A 17,703-nucleotide genomic window follows, 5' to 3' on the forward strand; every position below is an offset into this window, starting at 1 on the left:
CATTAGACCGCAAAATCTTGATTTTATGAGAACGTTTCATTCGGTTTAGCCCAATCGTGAATTAAATTACGGGACGCATGTTCTGGAGGTCTCGCAACCAGACTTCGACCGAGAGGGTCCGCCAAAGGGACATCGGTGAAAGGCTTGGCGGGTGCGGGCCGAATAATGATCTAGCGAATCCGGGTTCGTCGATCAGTGCTGAATGCCCGACAAGCATGTCTGTTGAAACCCGCTGTAATGCCTGTTTATGGTTCGCAAATCCAGTCCAAATTAGGCGTGTACTATCAACTTTTGTTGTTCGCCGCTCGATCTCGCCTGGCATTAGCCCCGCGGCAGCACAAGTGAAAATTCGCTTCACCGTTCGCGGATCTTGAAGTGATCCGATCGGAGAATGAAAAACCGATTCTAGGACTCGATCATCGCCCAACGGCACCTCGAGGAAGACTCCTTGGTTTGCCATAATCGCCATCTCATGACGAAGCAATTCTCCGCTGGCTGAGACTCGAACAAGGGTTTCGTGTTGCTCAGCCGTTTCCCCACGCGCAGAAACATCGACTGTTGTATCGAAGCCGTCACTAAATTGCTCAAAAGATGCCGCATTTATCCACTCGGGGATCTTGATTTCATGAGTGTGCCAGCCAGGGGACATATGGCCGTCTCGAAGGAATCTTTGAAAGGCAACTGAATACGGTGCACGTGAGTTTGCCCAACCCCATAATGAACCCCTGCTTTGACGTGTCCGAGCATGTAGCAGTCCTATTCTGTCGATTACTTCAGGGATTCTCGATAGCTTTAGATCCCGAAGGTGCGAAATCCCACTCGAAAAGAGTTCATCGCCAAGGCGGCCAGTAAGGTGCGTGATGAACGATCCGGTGAAATCTTTGGACAGACGCTGTGCAATGAAATGGGTGCGCATTTTTAATGCTTCTCCTGCAAATGGTTCGTCTGTTCTAATGAGAGCGCCATCGATGCGGCTGAATACCTCAGGAAAATCGGGGCCTTCCGACCTGATCCAGTCTTTGATTCCGGCATTATCGATGGCCAGAGCAGCCCATCTGAGATCGTCATTTAGCAATTGCGATGGCCCGGTTGTGAACGCGCAAATGTCGGAACGCTGTTGTGCTGCAAGAGAGAGCACAATGGTCGAGTCGATGCCTCCCGAGGCATCTGAAGTTAGCGGGAATGGAGAATTGACTCGTGTCTCAATCGCTTCAGCAAGCCTCTCGCGGATGCCCCTGGCGCTAGCCTCGAAGCTTTGGTCAGGTCGAATCGGGTGCCAGTATGAGATGGATTCTGCCCGGCCTGATTCGGTCACGAGGTACGAACCGGGAGGAACGGTTCGAACTCCCTCCCACGCAGAAAATGTGTTCAGCGGATGCGGAGCGTGAGGGGTAATCATCCAACGCGTCAACGCTCGCAAATCTGGTTGAAGCCCCGTCAAAGATGCAAGAACAGCGGACTCGGTTGCTGCGACCACTTCGCCATTAAACCTGCACCAGTGCACTTGCCGGAGGCTTGAAATCGTTCCTTGAAATCGAATCCTACGACCGATGCGAATGGCCAATGCAAAAGAGCCGGGGATGCTCATCGAATCAAAATCATCAACGGTCTGCGCTTTTTCGAACGCGTTCAGGATTGATGTCGGGATCTGTTGAGGGAGAGATCCAATAGCGAGTAAGGATCGACCCTTTATGGAATAGCTCCACGATCGTCCTGTGACCTTAGAACCGATTATGGCCGGGCGACCTGACTCGTATGTCATCAAAACATCAAGCGAAGCAACCTCGGTAAGTCGAGCGCCTGCAGCACTATCTGGGACAGCGATCAGTTGTTCAAGCTTACCGAGGCTCGTCATGATCAGCCGAAGAAGTAGCCGATGGCCTCGTGGCGTGAACCGATTACGCCACGAGTGATATCTGCAAATTCGCCAATCTCAACTACTAGAGGTGCTTCGTATGTAGTCATGTTTGTTTCCTTGCTGGTTATGAACGTCACCTTGTGTGTCGTTCGTTCCGCCAAAGTAGCTCAGAAATACTTTCAATACAATAGGTGTTGTAAATGATTACGAAATTGACTGAACGCATCGTGTTGAGGAGCAAGGGTGCTTGGAGGGAATCTTTTCCTCGTGTTGGCCGAGTGATTCGACGAAAGCCCGTTGGTCTATTTAGATGGGCGGATCAGAAATCCTTAAGGGCTCCTCGGGTGTAGTCGTGGAGCATTTGTGAAGTCTGCATGTCGCACTTGCGTGGCTCATGATTGTGTCGAAAGTTACCGAGTGATGCCGCGGTATTTCTATCGTCGGCGGACCTGCCTCCGAATGCTTCACTATCGACGTCGGCTTGTCGTTTGCTGGCTATGTCAAGCCGGTCGAATCTCGCCCGGACAGTAAGGAATCCTCTATCAGTGGCGAGAAGTACAGTGAAACTGTGGTTTGGGCTCCCCTGGGTCTGAGGTCCGATAGCCTGATGCAAACGATCCTCAGTGCGGCGATCACGGCTGTGGGCCTTTTCCGGGAAATTGTATCTACCGATACTGATACCGATTCGATACTGTCTCCATGAACGTCATACGTGGAGATGGTACTGATTTCAGTGGCACTAGTGTGGACAGCGTGTGCGGGGCGCAGGCGGGGGTTGCTTCGATATCCGCCAGCATCGTGGGAGCCACTCGTGTCCTCGGTACCCCGCGCCACGTTTTTGTTCGGCATCTCCTTATTCTGTGGGAACCCGCCTGGCTCAATCGCAATCCGAATCACACACCACAATAGCCGCCGTCCCACCGGGAGCGGCGGCCATTGTGGTGTGCAGGTTAGGCCGCGGCGGCCACCTCGGGGGAGGGGGTGGTGAGGTGGCGGGCGGAGATCATCATGACCAGGAAGATCAGCGTGTAGGAGACCGCGCCAACCAGCAGCGCGGTGCGGATGCCCGAGCCGGTGGTGATCGCACCGAGGATCGGGGCCGCGCCACCCTGGAAGACATAGCCGATCAGGTACCCACCGGAGACCATGCTGGCGCGGTGTTTGGGGGCGGCGAAGCGGGTGAGGATGGTCAGCCCGGCCGTGAACGAGAGGCCGTAGCCGAGCCCGGCGAGGGCCGAGGCGACAAAGTACAGGGCGAGGCTCGGGACGCTTCCGGTCAGATCAAACAGCCACAGCCCGATGATCAGGGTGATTCCGGCGGTGAAGGTCAGCGAGCGCACGTGCCAGGTGCGGGTCAGCAGGGATCCGGCGGCCACCATGACCGGGAAGATCGCCATCAGGGATCCGGTGACCAGGGCGTTGTTCGAGCCGGCCAGGGTGTGCGCGATCTGGGCGCCCAGCGGGAGGATCAGCGCGCCGCACAGGTAGGCGGCGCTGATCGTGATCGCCCCGATCCCAAACAGCTTGCGTGAGCCGCGGGGGATCGCGATCGGACGCACCCGCCAGCGTCCGGCGGGCTCGGCGGGGTTGTGGCGCGGGAGGGCGGTCGCGAAGGCAAAGACCACCAGGGTCACCGCGGCCAGCACAAAGAAGTTGAGGTGCAGTGGCAGGGGCGCGTACTGAATCAGCGCGCCGCCTACCAGGGTCGAGAGGGCAAGGCCCACGGCGGTCGCAGTGGTGGTAACCGAGCCCGCGCTCTCCTTCTTGCCCGGGGCCGCGAACTCAACCATCGCCACGCTCGCCGGGCTGAGGGCCAACCCGACGCCGGCCCCGATGAACAGCCGGGCGATGATCAGCCAGGCGTAGCCCGGGGCGAAGGCGAACACCAGGGTGCCGATGATCTGGGCACCGAGGCCCAGCAGGATCGTGTTGCGGCGGCCGATGTAGTCGGAGAGGTTTCCGAAGAGGACCAGGACCACGATCAGCATGGCCGGGTAGGCCGAGAAGATCCAGGTGGCGTCCGCGGAGCTGATGCCCCACTGCGCCTCGTAGAGCGGATAGGCGAGGGTGGGCGCGGCGCTGGACCAGAGCGCGAGGGCCGCGACGGCGGCCGCGGTCCAGAAGCTGGCGCGGGATGACAGGGTGGGCATGGTGTCCTAACAAACGAGTGCTGAGTAGTAAAAAACAATCTAGATCACCTAAGTAGATATTTGCAACTCAGGTGGGTAAACTTTTTGTTATGACCGGCCACACGCAGTCCCCAGATCCCACACTCGACCCCGAGCTGTGCCCCGTGCACCGCAGCCTGGAAATCGTCGGGGATCGCTGGACCATGCTGATCCTGCGCCGCGCCCTGCTGCGCGGGACCACCCGGTTTGCCGACTTCCGCGACGGCCTGCACATCGCCCCGAACATTCTCACCGACCGTCTCGGCAAGCTCGTGGAGGAGGGCATCATGGAGCGCCACGGCTACCGGGAACCGGGCTCGCGCGAGCGCTTCGAGTACGTGCTGACCGAGGCCGGACGCGAGTTCAACATGCTGGTGAGCGCGCTCGCCGGTTGGGGTGCCAAGAATCGACCCCTGGAAAACAGTCGTCGGGTGGATGCCTATACCCTGGATGATCAGCAGCCGGTGGAGCTGGCCTACGTGACCCCGGAGGGGGAGCGGGTGGATCCGCAGCGCGTTTCCACTCGCCGCCGCGATCTGGGAGATAACCCTCGGTAGCCGTTGAATCACGCAGGTTCCCGTTGATGAATACCGAGTTGCGGGGAAACCTAATCAGCAGATCGTCCAGGTAACGCATTGGAACGGGCATGTTTTTTGCCCGCTTCGAGCCCTAATCTCCTGGGTATGAGCCACACAAACCCACGCTTTCCCCTCCCCGAAATCCCCTCCGACCAGCGCAGTGCCGCGGTTGCCGGATGGAGCGAGCCGGTGGAGCTGCCCACGTACCTGCCCGGAACCCCCGAACGCCTGCCTGCGTTCCTGGAGAATCGTGTCTACCAGGGATCCTCGGGGCGGGTGTATCCCCTGCCCTTCATCGAATCGGTCAGCCACGAGGCCACCACCGAAACCTGGCAGGCCCTGCACCTGGAAAACCGCTATCTGCGCCTGGTGATCCTGCCCGAGCTGGGCGGCCGCGTCCACATCGCCGTGGACAAGCTCACCGGCAAGGACCTGTTCTACCGCAACGACGCGATCAAGCCCGCCCTGGTGGGCCTGGCCGGCCCCTGGATTTCCGGTGGCATCGAGTTCAACTGGCCCCAGCATCACCGCCCCGGTACCTTCCTGCCGATGGACTGGAGCATCGAACACGAGGAGGACGGCTCGATTACCGTCTGGTGCTCGGACCACGATCCCTTCGCCCGAATGAAGGGCATGCACGGCATCCGGCTGCGCCCGGACAGCGCGGTCATCGAGGCGCGCGTGCGCGTGTTCAACCGCACCGACACCACCCAGACCTTCCTCTGGTGGGCAAACGTCGCGGTGCGGGTGCACGATGAGTATCAGTCCTTCTTCCCCGCCGACGCCCACGTGGTTGCCGACCACGCCAAGCGCGCCGCCACCGCGTTCCCCGCCGCCGACGAGCCCTACTACGGCATCGACTATGCGGCCCGGGCGCGGGTCGGGGATCCCGAGTTCATCGCCGAGGACGCCGACCGCATCGACTGGTATCGCAACATCCCGGTGCCCACCTCCTATATGTGCGTGGCCAGCGGGGACGACTTCTTCGGAGGCTACGACCACCACACAGGCCTCGGCTTCGCCCACATCGCCGACCACCATGTGTCGCCGGGCAAGAAGCAGTGGACCTGGGGAACCGCGCCGTTTGGTCGCGCCTGGGATGCCAACCTCAGCGACGACTCCGAGCCCTATGTGGAGCTGATGGCCGGGGTCTACACCGACAACCAGCCCGACTTCACCTTCCTCACCCCGGGGGAGACCAAGACATTCAGCCAGTTCTGGTTCCCGTATCACGGCATCGGACCGCTGACTCAGGCGAACACCGAGGCGGCGATCCGACTGAGCATCGAGGGGGAGGGGGCCGAGCGCAACGCCGTCATCGGTGTTGCCAGCACCGGCGTGCGCGAGCGCGTTCGGATTGCCCTGGTGGACACCGAGGGCACCGAGCTGTGGTCCACCGAGACCGCGCTGAAGCCCGGACACCCGCTGCTGACCCGGGTGCCGGTCGCCGTCGAGGGTGACCTGCGCCTGGTCTTGGCCGATGCTGCTGCCGACACCTCTGCCGACGGGGCGATCATCCTCGAAGCCTCGACCGAGTACCGCGACGCCTCCGCCGACGGCTTCGACACCGCGACCGAGCCGCCCGCTCCCGCGGACATCGACTCGGTGGATGAGCTGTATGTGACCGGCGTGCACCTGGTTCAGAACCGGCACGCCACTCGCTCACCCGAGCCCTACTTCCAGGAGGTGCTGCGCCGCGACCCGCTGGATGCTCGCAGCAACGTCGCGCTGGCAAGCCTGCGCCTCACCACCGGCCGCCTGGCCGAGGCCGAGGACTACCTGCGCACGGCGATCACCCGCCAGACCCGGCGGAACCTCAACCCGATCGACGGGGAGGCGCTGTACCTGCTGGGCGTGGTCCTGGTTGCCCAGGGCCGCGATGCCGACGCCGAGGAGGCGTTCGGCAAGGCCGCCTGGAACTTTGCCTGGCGGAGTGCCGCGCACCTGCAGCGCGCCCGCATTGCCGCGCGGGCGTCGCGCTGGAGCGATGTGCGCGAGCACGCCGAGATCGCCGCACGCTTTGACGCCGATAATTTGCAGGCCTTCGCCCTCCGGGTGCTGGCGCTGCGGGCCCTCGGCGAGGATCGGCAGGCCGCCGCGGTCCTGGCCGAGGCGCGGACGTTGGATCCGCTGGATGCCTGGCTGCGGGACCTGGAGGAGAACGAATCGCGGTCGCCCGGGGATGCCGTCACCGGCCTCGCCGCGACCTCCGACCCGAGTATTGCCGGCGGCTCTGCCGCTCTCACTGAGTCGTCCGGCCCGAGCGACGCGGGCATTCTCCGCGACGTGGCCGGCGAATATGCGGCGCTCGGGCTCACCGAGGATGCCCTGCGGGTGTTTGCTGCCGCGCAGACCGCCGCCCGGGTCCGCCCGGTCGAGGGGGCCGGAGACCCCGCCGTGCTGATCGCCTACTATCGCGCCGAGCTGCTGGAATCGCTGGGCCGTTCCGAGGAGGCCGCCGCGGCGCTTGCCGAGGCGCGCACGCTCTCGGCGGATCGCTGCTTTGCCGCATCCCTCGCCGACGCCCAGCTGCTGGAGCGCCGCATCGCCGCCACCGATGACGCCCGCGCCCACACCCTGCTCGCGCACTGGCTCTACTTCCACCGTCGCTACGCCGAGGGCATCACCGAGCTGGAGCATGCCGAGCGCATCCAGCCCGGGGACCCGGTCGTGCTGCGCGGGCTGGGACTCGCGGCCCACAACGTGCAGGGCGATCCCGCCCGCGCGGTCGAGTATTACGCCCGGGCGGTGGCCGCGGATCCCGCCGATCCCAAGCTGCGCTTCGAGGCCGATCAGCTCGCCCGTCGGGTGGGAACCCCCACCGCCGAGCGCCTGGACGCGCTGGCCGCGGCGGGGGAGGCCGCCCGCGACCGCGACGACCTAGCCCTCGCCTACGCCGAACTCCTGGTGTTGGAGGACCGGATCGACGAGGCCGTCGCCCTGCTATCCACCCGCCAGTTCAGCCCGTGGGAGGGCGGCGAGGGCGAGACGATCCGGGTCTGGTCGCTGGCTCAGCGCGCGGTGGCCGCTCGAGCGCTCGCCGCGGGGGACACCGAAACCGCGTTGGCCGCGCTGCGCAGCGTGGTGACGGTGCCGGGGAACCTCGGGGAGGCCCCGCACCCGCTGGCCAACCGGTCGGACCTATATCTGGCGCTCGGGGATGCGCTCGCCGTCGCAGGGCAGGACGCCGAGGCGGCCGAGGCCTGGACAACCGCCGCCCACAGCGCCGGAGACTTCACCACGATGCTTGAGGTGCCGCACTCGCCGATGACGTACTACTCGATCCGCGCCGCCCGCCGCCTGGGCGAGGACGCGCTGGCCGAGCGGCTGACCCGGGAACTCGGCGAGTATGTGGCCGATACCCGGACCAGGGTCGCGAAGATCGACTACTTTGCGACCTCGCTGCCCTCGATGCTGATCTTCCATGAGGACGTTCAGCAGACCCAGGACAACCTCCTGGACGTGATGGAGGCCCAGCTCGCCCTCCTCGCCGGAGACGTCGCTCGCGCGGCCGACCTGCTGGCCACCCGCGCGGCCAAGGACCCGGCTAACCCACTGGTGCGGGCGCTGCACGCGGACCTGGAAACGGTAGGCGCCTAGCGTCCACTACTTGAACCGCCCGCGAATACCGCGCTCAGCCCTTGTGCTGGTCGCGGTATTCGCGCGGGGTGGCGCCGTGGAGCTTTTTGAACTGCCGGGTGAAGTACAGGGCGTCGGGATAGCCGACCTCGGCGGCGATCGCCGCGACCGTAGATCCCGTGGTGTCCAGCAGCTCGCGGGCGCGGCCCATCCGCAGCATCGTTTGATACTGGAGTACCGGATACCCCATCTGCTTGCGAAACAGTGCGCTGAAGTGCGAGGCGCTGAGCGAGGCCATCGCCGCCAGGTCGGGCACGCTGATCCGGTCGGCCATATGGGCACGCAGGTAGTCCACCGCGTGTTCGATCACGTCCTCACGCTGGCCCGACTGCGCCCGCACGGTGGCCAGCAGCGTCAGCGCATGCCAGGCGGCCCCCGAGGCGGCGAGCAGGCTCGTGGTGGTGGAGTCGCGTTCCATCCAGGCCAGCACCTCGGCCATCAGCGAGACGATCGGGTAGAGATCCCGCGGATAACGCACCGGGGTCGCCGGGGTGATATCCGCGACACGCAGAAACGATGCCACCTGGGGGCCGGCCACATGGAACCACCACAGGGTCCACGGATTCTCCTCATTGGACCCGTAGGAGTGCGGCAGACCCGGCGGCAGGATGACCACCTGGCCGCGTTCCACTTCGAATCGTCCGGCCTCGGTTTCGCACCAGCCGGCTCCCTCCACACACGCCAAAACCACGGCCTGTGGGATCGGGGAGATGCGCCGCCTGCCGTGGGATTGAGCCTTGGGGAAGTATCCGCAGTCGGTCACCACAAGCCCCAGCGTGCCCTCCTGCTGGAGAAATTCGCGCGCCCGGGGGCGGGGGAGGACCAGCATGCGCTGTCCGGGAAAACCATCGGGAATGAGCATGCCAGAATTCTTGCGCAGGATCATCGAAATGTCCATATTGTTCGCGGCTTCCTTCTACGCCGTGCGGGTCTGCCCGCTTAAATTGGATACATTCGGTCGTGGAATCAGTCGCCTGAGCACACACCGATCGTGAAATTCCCCCAATGAATTGGAGTCAAAGATGACCCGTAAGCACACCCGATGGCTCGGGGCCGTAGGAAGCACCATCCTGGCCACCGCGCTGCTGGCAGGCTGTGTGTCCACCGGCGGCGAGGCACAGGGCCCGAAGGAGGGCCCCGATTCCGAGGGACCGCTGATCCTGCAGTCACGATTCACCGACGCCGAAAAGGGCGGCCTGGAAGAACTGGTCAAGACCTTCAACGCCAAGGGCGAGGGTACGGTCAAGATCAACAGCATCCCGACCCAGACCTTCAACCAGCAGCTGCCCTCCTACCTGACCTCGAAGAATCCGCCGGATGTCTACACCTGGTACGCCGGTCAGGCCACCCGCGACTTCGCCAACCAGAACCTGCTGCTGGATCTGAACAGCGTCTGGGACAAGAACAAGGCCGACTTCCCCGAGAACCTCGCCTCGCTGAGTGAGGATGCCAAGGGCACCAAGGTGTTTGTGCCCACCAACAACTACTGGTGGGGCGTCTACTACTTCAAGAGCGACTTCGAAAAGCTCGGTGTGACTCCGCCCAAGACCTGGGACGAGTTCCTGGCCCTGTCGGAGAAGATCAAGGGCGAGGGCGTGACCCCGATCACCATGGGGCTCAGCGACAACACCTGGCTGGCCTCGGCCTGGTTCGACTACCTGGATCTGCGGATCAACGGTGCCGACTTCCACCAGGAGCTGCTCGCGGGCAAGAAGTCCTATGACAGCCCCGAGGTCAAGAAGGTCTTCGAGGCGTTCGCGCAGATCCTGCCGTTTGTGAACCCCTCGACCCTGGGGACCACGCACAACCAGGCGATCAGCGACTTCTCCCAGGGCAAGGCGGCCATGTACCTGCTGGGTGCCTGGGCACAGCCGGCGATCCCCGCGGACAAGAAGGACGACCTGGCCTTCTTCCAGTTCCCCGTGATCGACCCCTCGGTGCCGATCGCCGAGGAGGCCCCGACCGACGGCTTCATCGCCAGCGTCAAGACCACCAAGCCCGAGCTGACCAAGAAGTTCCTCGACTTCATCGCCAGTGCCGAGGCGCAGACCCAGCTGGCCAAGGGCCAGGACGGGACCGCGCTGCCGGCAAACCTCAAGGCCACGGTCACCCTCGATGCCCTGGCCACCCAGGGCAAGGACATGATCCAGTCGGCCAAGTCGGTGACCCAGTTCTTCAACCGGGACGCCGGGGATGCGCAGCAGACCCCCGCCGACACCGCCCTCACCTCGTTCATCGCCAACCCCGGAAACATCGACCAGATCCTCAAGACCTGGGAAGATGCGTCCCAGAAGATCCGAGCTAATTCGTGACAATCAGTACTCCGGTACGCGGGCGGCGGCGGATCAAGGTTCCGCCGCCGCTCGTCTTCGTACTCGTTCTTGTTCCCTTCCTCATCGAGGCCGTCGGCGTGTTTTGGCCGGCCTTCCAGGGCATCTCGCTCTCGTTCCTGCGTTGGAACGGGATCGGCCCGGCCACCTCGGTCGGCGTCCAAAACTACACCGACCTGTTTTCGGATCCGATCTTCCTCACCGCGCTGAAAAACACCGCGATCTGGATCGTGCTCTTCGGCGGCATCTCCTTCCTCGCGGGCCTCGGCGTGGCCCTGCTCTTCCAGTCCGAGCGACGCGGCGTGGCCATCTACCGCACCGCCCTGTTCCTCCCCATCGTCTTCTCGCTGGTGGTGACCGCGCTGATCTGGGGCGCGTTCTTCCAGCCCAATGGTGTCCTCAATAACGTCCTCGACGCGGTGGGTCTGCACGACTGGACCCGCGTCTGGCTGGGCGACTCGGACACCGCCCTCTACGCCGTGATCATCGCCGCACTGTGGCGCGAAATCGGCTACGTGATGGTGCTCTTCATCGCCGGGCTCAAGGCCCTGGACCCCTCGGTCCAGGAGGCCGCCAGGATGGACGGTGCCTCGGCCTGGCAGCGCTTCCGCTTCGTGACCCTCCCGCAGCTGCGCAGCGTGACCATGGTGGTGATCTCGGTCCTACTGATCGACTCGCTACGCTCCTTCGACATCGTCTGGGCCATGACCGGTGGCGGCCCGTATCACTCGACCGAGCTGCTCAGCACCTACATGTTCTCGACCGCGTTTAGCTCCCACGCCCTCGGCTACGCCTCGGCGATTTCCGTGGTGATCTTTGTGCTGGCCATCGCCGTGATCATCTCCTACCTTGTCCGTGCCCTGTCCGAGGAGAAGGAATCTTGACCGATACGCTTCCGTCCCGCCGCGAAACCCTTCCGGTTCCGGCACCCCGGCCCGCGGTCCGGCGCGGCTCGCGCCGTCGCCGCGCGGCCACCGCCGGATTCCACACCACCGGCATCCTGATCTCCGTGGCCTGGTTCCTGCCGATTCTGATCGTGCTGATTACCTCGTTCCGCACCTTCGATGACGTGGCCAAAAACGGCATCGCCAGCATCCCGCGCACGTTCACTTTCGACACCTATGCGCAGGCCTGGCAGCAGGGTGACCTGCTTCCCGCCCTGGTGAACTCGATGATCGTGACGATCCCCACCGTGGTGCTGACCCTGCTGCTGGCCGCGGCCGCCGCCTTCGGGCTCAGCCGATTCAAGATTCCCTTCCGTCGCACGATCCTCCTGATCATGCTCGCCGGAAACCTGCTCCCGGTGCAGATGCTGCTGATTCCGGTGACTCGGATCACCCAGCAGATCGATGTCTATGACACCCTGGGCGCACTGATTGCCGTGCAGATCGCCTTCGGCCTGGGGTTCTATACCTTTGTGCTCTATGGTTTCATGCGCTCGATTCCGCACGAGCTGCAGGAGGCCGCGACCCTCGATGGTGCCGGGGTCGGGCGCATCTTCATTCAGGTGATTCTGCCACTCACCCGGCCCGCGCTCGCGGCGCTCGGGGCGCTCTCCTTCACCTGGATCTTCAACGACCTGCTGTGGTCAATCACCCTGCTGCAGAGCTCGGAGAAGCTGCCGATCACCGCGGCCGTGCTCTCCCTGCAGGGACAGTATGTGTCCAGCTGGTCGGTGATTGCCGCGGCCACCGTGGTCGCCGCGATCCCCTCAACCATCGTCTTCCTTGTGTTCCAGCGCAGTTTCATCGGGGGCCTAGCCCTCGGCTCGGTCAAGTAGTAAAGAGGTTTTCATGTCTTCCGAATTTGTGTATCTGCGTGCCGGTGGCACCGGCGTCATCGTCTCCCTCGCCGAGGCGCGGCTGCCGCGCATTCTCTACTGGGGTGAGGATTTGGGCGCGATCGACGCCGCCGAGGTGGTCACCATCGCCCGGGCCGCGCTGCCCGCGGTGGGCGATAGCCCGGTGACCTACGCCCAGCCGATCCCCGTGCTCGGCCAGCTCAGCGAGGGGTGGATGGGACGCCCGGGGCTGGTGGGGGACAGCGCCGGTCGCCGCTGGGCGGCGAAGTTTGCGCACGTGGAGGCGCGCACCACGTCCACGGCCGAGGCCGAGACGCTGATCGCCGATGCCACGGATCCCGAGTATGGCCTGACGCTGCGGATCGAGATCGAGCTGCTGCACGCCAGCGGTCTGATCCGTCAGCGCGCGACCCTGACCAACGCGGCCGAGGAGACCTTCCGGGTGGACGGCCTCGAGCTTGCGCTGCCCGTGCCGCAGGCGGCGACCGAGATCCTGGACCTGACCGGACGCTGGTCGCTGGAGCGTGTGCCGCAGCGCCGCGAATTCCACGTGGGTGAGTGGGCGCGCACCTCGCGCGGCGGCAAGCCGGGGCTCGAACACACGCTGTTGATCGCCGCCGGCGAGGCCGGATTCGGGTTCCGTTCGGGCCGGGTGTGGGCCACCCACCTGGGCTGGTCGGGCAACCAGACCCTGGTGGCCGAACGCACCCCGGCGGACGTGCGGCGCCTGGCCGCGAGCGAGGTGCTGGCCTCGGGGGAGGTCGAGCTGGCCCGGGACGCGAGCTACACCACCCCGTGGCAGTACGGGTCCTGGGGTGAGGGGCTGGACGAACTGTCGGCCCGCTTCCACCGCCACCTGCGTGCGCTGCCGGCCTATCCGCGCTCGCCGCGTCCGGTGATCGTCAATACCTGGGAGGCCGTCTACTTCGAGCAGGATCTCGATACCCTGATCGCCTTCGCCGAGGAGTCGGCGAAGATCGGGGCTGAGCGCTTTGTGGTGGACGACGGCTGGTTCCTCGGTCGACGCGACGACACCACCTCCCTCGGCGACTGGATCGTGGACCCCGCGGTGTGGCCCACCGGGATCGAACCGCTGGTGGATCGGGTCGAGGAGCTGGGGATGGACTTCGGGCTGTGGTTTGAGCCCGAGATGATCAACCTGGACTCCGAGCTGGCCCGCGAACACCCCGAGTGGATCTTCGATGCCGGCCACGGCGTGGGCCTGCCCTCGCGGCACCAGCACGTGCTGGACCTCGGCAATCCCGAGGCGTATGCGCTGGTACTGGAGCGGATCTCGGCGCTGATTACCGCGCTGCGGATCGCCTACGTCAAGTGGGATCACAACCGTTACCTGCTCGATGCCGGTCACGCGGAGGACGGCCGTGCCGGCCTGCGCGCCCAGACCCTCGCCGCCTACGCGCTGATGGATGAGCTGGCGGCGCGACACCCGGGCTTGGAAATCGAGTCCTGCGCGAGCGGCGGCGGTCGGATCGACCTCGGCGTGCTGGAGCGCACCCAGCGGGTATGGCCGAGTGACTGCAACGACCCGCACGAGCGCCTGGAGATCCAGCGCTGGACCTCGCTGGTGGTGCCGCCCGAGCTGCAGGGTACCCACATCGGCGCCGAGGAATCGCACACCACCCACCGCTCGCACCCGCTGAGCTACCGCGGTGAGAAGGCCCTGTGGGGGCACCTCGGTGTGGAGACCAACCTGCTGACCGCCGATGCCGAGACCAAGCGCGGCGTGGCCGCCTGGATCGACTTCCACAAGGCACACCGGGCGCTCCTGCACGGCGGCACCGTGGTGCACGCCGACCTCTCCGAACCCGCGGCCCGGTTTGAGGGGGTGGTGTCGCCCGCGCGGGATGAGGCGCTGTATGCGTTCTCGATCACCGAGCGTCCGCGCACCTGGCCGGTCGGCCGGATCGGATTCCCGGGGCTGGATGATGCAGTTCGCTACACCGTGAGCGCCGTCTATCCCGATGGTGCCCGTCCCTCGGGGGTCCAGCCGCCGTGGATGGTGGACGGGGTCACGATGAGCGGCAAGAGCCTGCGTCTGGTGGGATTGGAATCGCCCTCGCTGGATCCCGACCGTTCGGTGCTGTTCCACGTGGTGGCGGTTTCCGATAGTGCGGCGTCCGGTGCTGCGGTTTCCGATGGTGCGCGCAACTAGTCCGATCATCCTCACGCTGAACGATGGCGGCGCGCGTGTGCGCGCCGCCATCTCGTGCGTGGGGGCGAGCCTGCAGGGGCTCTGGGTCAACGACACCGCGCTGGTCTGGGGGAGCGTGGACGCCACGCGGCCGGTTTCGGCGTCGGGCGTCACCCTGGTGCCTTGGCCCAATCGCGTGCGTGGTGCCCGCTGGGAGTGGGAGGGCCGGGTCTTGGACCTGGAGCCCACCGAGCCCGTCCGCGGCAACGCGCTGCACGGGCTGCTGGCCGACACCGCGTTCGAGGTGCGCGAGCTGCGCGCCTCCGCGGTGCTCCTGGGAGCGCGGATCCGCGAGGCCCCCGGTTACCCATTTGCCCTGGATGTCCTGGTGGAATACTCGCTTGAGACCGCGGGAATCCTGGTGCGCACAACGGTGACCAACGCGGGGGAGACTGCGGCCCCGGTCGCCCTGGGAGCACATCCGTACCTGCGCCTGGGTGACATCCCCGCGGCCGAGCTCACGCTGGACATCCCGGCGGACGCGGCGCTGCTACTCGACGCCGACGATCTACCCGACCTGGTGGTGCCGGTCGCGGGCACCGAGTGGGACCTGCGCGCGGGAGTCCCGGTCCTCGACGGTCCGCAGCACCTGGGCTTCACCGCGCTGAGCGCCCGCGACGGGGTGGTAACCAGCGTGCTGCGGGGGCGAGACGCCGCGGTCGCACTCTGGATGGAACCGCGTTTCCGCTGGCTGCAGATCTATCTGACCCACGATTTCCCCGGCGTGGGTCCCGACCACCTGGCCATCGCGGTCGAACCGATGACCGCACCCCCGGACGCCCTGAACTCGGGCATCGACCTGCACCGCCTGGAACCCGGCGAGACCTGGGCCCTGGACTGGGGCATCCGCGCCACCGGGCTGACGCCCTAACTCCGAGGCGGAGTCCGCTCCCCACACACACAGCCGGGCCGCGACGCGCAGAGAATGTGCGCCGCGGCCCGGCCGTGTGGGTGTTCGGATCGAGGTTAGTGGGCGCTGATCTTCAGGTTGGCCCAGTCGGCGCGGTCGTTATAGCCGCCGTCACCGGCGTCGCCCACGTGCAGGGTCAGGTCGCGCACCCCGGTCAGCGAGACGTCAAACGGGATCGCGTGGCCGCGGGTCACGGTGCCGCTGTCCCAGATGGTCTGGCCATCGGCGATCAGCGAGAAGGTCACCGTGCCGCCGTCGGGTCCGACGTTGTTGACCACATCATCCACGCCCACCACTCCGGTCAGCCGGGTGGCGGTGCCGCCGAGGTAGTAGCGGATGTCCGAGGGGCTGGCCACACCGAGGCCGGTCGGGTAGGTGGTCCCGGCGATCTTCAGCGGGCTGCCACCGCCCACGCTGGCATCGACGCTCGGCGTGAGCCATCCGCTGGTGGCCGAGATCCACGGGTGAGCCGAGAGAGGCTGATCGGTGCCGGTCGGCGGTGCCGGAGCCACGGTCACACCGAGGGCCGGGGCGTTGGCGGTGGTCTTGCCTCGCACGCCGATGTAGCGCACCGAGGTGCCCAGCGAGACGCCGCCGTTGCTGGCACCGGCGGGCACCACAAACTTGACCTTCACATCCACGCTCTTTCCGGCCTTGATCAGCGCCGGCTGCGATCCGACCACGCTTGCGCTCCAGCCGTTGGGTGCCGTGAACGAGACCTGGGGAGAGACCACGGGGATCGTGCCGTCGTTGTGCAGGGTCACGGTGCCGGTGAGGGTTGCACCGGCCGAGGTCAGCACGTCTCCGCTGGCGGGAACCGGCTGACCGTTGATCGCGGTGATTTTCGGTGCATCGGCGACCACGCGGGCGCTCTGCGGCACACCGGTGGCCTTCTTGACCACCAGGACCGCGACGCCGCGGGCGGGCACCGAGGCACGCAGGGTTCCGTTTGCTTCGGTGGTGGTGTGGGTCCAGGCGTCCTTGACGGTGACCCGCTTAGACGAGAGGCCCACGGCCGAGGTGGTGGTCGAGATGCTCACCGGGGCGTCGGTGCGGTTGACCAGGCCCACGGCCACCGAACCATCAGCCAGCGGCTTCACCCAGGTCTCGGTGTTACCGGCCGCACCCACGCGGGTGGCCTGCTTGCCGAGACGGTCCTGGTTGATGGCCAGCAGATCCTTATTGGTCAGCGTCGCCAGGGTCTCCGGGGTGAAGGTGCGCGGGTCGCTGCCGATCACCAGCGGGGCGGCGGCCAGGGACCACAGCGCCATCTGCGAACGGAACTCCTCATCGGAGAGGCCCAGCTGGGGTCCCAGATAGTCGGGGTCGTTGAAGTGACCGGGACCGGCAACCTCGGGATGCGCGGCGTTGGCGTCGAAGTTACGCAGCACGTCGCGGTAGGTGATCTTGCCCACAAAGCCCACGTCGGTGTAGGTGCGCCAGGACTGGGCAATCGCCGGGGCGTAGCTCCAGGTGTGGGTGGACTGCTGTGACTCGGGGTAGTTGCCCCAGTCGGGGGAGGTCACCGGGTTGCAGATGTTCAGGATGATGTCGCGTCCGCTGGCGTTGTTGCGCAGCGCGGTCGCGAATTCGGTGTACACGGTCTGCGGATCCAGGTCCGCGGCGATGCCACACAGGAAGTCGACCTTGACCGCGTCATACCCCCAGGCGGCGATGGTGTCGGCATCGGTCTGATAGTGACCGTAGCTCCCCAGGCCGCAGTGCTCGGGCATGAACGGGCCGGCGTCGGTATAGATACCGGCCTTGAGTCCGCGGGCGTGGATCGCATCGGCCACGGCCTTCATGCCGCCGGGGAAGCGGGCGGCATCCCCCTGCAACTGGCCGTCGGCACCGCGCGGGGTGTCGGCCTGCCAGCCGCCATCCAGCCACACGATGTTGTAGCCGGCCTTGGCGAGCCCGCTGGAGTTCAGAAAATCGGCCACCTCGATGACCTTATCGGTGGTGAAATCCCCACCCAGACCGAAGTAGGTGTTCCAACCCTGGTAGGGGGTGGCGCCCAAGACGGGTGGGGTGCTCGGCTGATGATACGAGCTGGAGGTCGCGGGTTCGGCCGGGGCCGCCTGCGCGGGAAGGGCCGCGGAGGTGGCGGCGGCGATACCCAGTATCGCTGCGGCGCCAATCCCCAATAAGCGCTGTAAGGACATGCATTCTCCTGACGTCGTTGTCGCCCCGAACACTTCGGGGGT

Annotated in this window: 12 protein-coding genes; 7 read left to right on the forward strand and 5 right to left on the reverse strand. The window is 65.4% G+C overall.

Going from position 1 to position 17,703, the window contains the following annotated elements:
* Positions 1-61: 61 nt before the first annotated feature.
* The 3 genes from M2390_RS00445 to M2390_RS00455 form a co-directional block, all read right to left on the reverse strand.
* Entirely contained in the window at positions 62-1,855 is a 1,794-nt protein-coding gene (locus M2390_RS00445) for an asparagine synthase-related protein (RefSeq protein WP_259176251.1), read from the reverse strand.
* A 2-nt stretch (positions 1,856-1,857) separates the two neighbouring features.
* The gene (locus M2390_RS00450) at positions 1,858-1,965 is read right to left on the reverse strand and encodes a lasso RiPP family leader peptide-containing protein (RefSeq protein WP_259176252.1); all 108 of its coding nucleotides are present in this window, start codon (positions 1,963-1,965) and stop codon (positions 1,858-1,860) included.
* A gap of 843 nt (positions 1,966-2,808) precedes the next feature.
* Positions 2,809-4,008, reverse strand: a complete 1,200-nt coding sequence (locus M2390_RS00455; protein ID WP_259176253.1) for an MFS transporter — start codon at positions 4,006-4,008, stop codon at positions 2,809-2,811.
* Positions 4,009-4,097: 89 nt separating this feature from the next.
* On the opposite strand from M2390_RS00455, the gene M2390_RS00460 reads away from it, so the two are divergent.
* Positions 4,098-4,583: a helix-turn-helix domain-containing protein gene (locus M2390_RS00460; protein ID WP_259176254.1), complete on the forward strand. Its 486-nt coding sequence runs from the start codon at positions 4,098-4,100 to the stop codon at positions 4,581-4,583.
* 126 nt (positions 4,584-4,709) lie between these two features.
* On the forward strand, positions 4,710-8,204 hold the full coding sequence (locus tag M2390_RS00465; protein WP_259176255.1) for a DUF5107 domain-containing protein: 3,495 nt from the start codon (positions 4,710-4,712) through the stop codon (positions 8,202-8,204).
* Between the two features lie 34 nt (positions 8,205-8,238).
* Here M2390_RS00465 and M2390_RS00470 read toward each other — a convergent pair whose 3' ends face one another.
* Complete coding sequence (locus M2390_RS00470) at positions 8,239-9,141, reverse strand: AraC family transcriptional regulator (protein ID WP_259176257.1); 903 nt, start codon at positions 9,139-9,141, stop codon at positions 8,239-8,241.
* A gap of 124 nt (positions 9,142-9,265) precedes the next feature.
* Here M2390_RS00470 and M2390_RS00475 point away from each other — a divergent pair, with 124 nt between their 5' ends.
* From M2390_RS00475 to M2390_RS00495, 5 genes are read left to right on the forward strand one after another with little or no spacing between them, the layout of a single operon-like run.
* Positions 9,266-10,555 (forward strand): ABC transporter substrate-binding protein, encoded by a 1,290-nt coding sequence (locus M2390_RS00475; protein ID WP_259176258.1) that lies wholly within the window; start codon positions 9,266-9,268, stop codon positions 10,553-10,555.
* Positions 10,552-11,457 (forward strand): carbohydrate ABC transporter permease, encoded by a 906-nt coding sequence (locus M2390_RS00480; RefSeq protein WP_259176259.1) that lies wholly within the window; start codon positions 10,552-10,554, stop codon positions 11,455-11,457. The genes M2390_RS00475 and M2390_RS00480 overlap by 4 nt, the downstream gene beginning before the upstream one ends.
* Positions 11,454-12,353, forward strand: a complete 900-nt coding sequence (locus M2390_RS00485) for a carbohydrate ABC transporter permease (protein WP_051701431.1) — start codon at positions 11,454-11,456, stop codon at positions 12,351-12,353. Before M2390_RS00480 ends, M2390_RS00485 begins: the two co-directional genes overlap by 4 nt.
* Positions 12,354-12,366: 13 nt before the next feature.
* Positions 12,367-14,547, forward strand: a complete 2,181-nt coding sequence (locus M2390_RS00490; protein ID WP_259176261.1) for an alpha-galactosidase — start codon at positions 12,367-12,369, stop codon at positions 14,545-14,547.
* A complete protein-coding gene (locus tag M2390_RS00495) occupies positions 14,531-15,457 on the forward strand; it encodes a hypothetical protein (RefSeq protein WP_259176262.1) in 927 nt (308 codons plus the stop codon). Before M2390_RS00490 ends, M2390_RS00495 begins: the two co-directional genes overlap by 17 nt.
* A gap of 95 nt (positions 15,458-15,552) precedes the next feature.
* Here the strand turns inward: M2390_RS00495 and M2390_RS00500 are convergent, their stop codons facing one another.
* Positions 15,553-17,661, reverse strand: a complete 2,109-nt coding sequence (locus tag M2390_RS00500; RefSeq protein ID WP_259176263.1) for an NPCBM/NEW2 domain-containing protein — start codon at positions 17,659-17,661, stop codon at positions 15,553-15,555.
* Positions 17,662-17,703 lie beyond the last annotated feature (42 nt).

The sequence above is a fragment of the Mycetocola sp. BIGb0189 genome (assembly GCF_024810155.1).
GTDB lineage: Bacteria > Actinomycetota > Actinomycetes > Actinomycetales > Microbacteriaceae > Mycetocola > Mycetocola lacteus.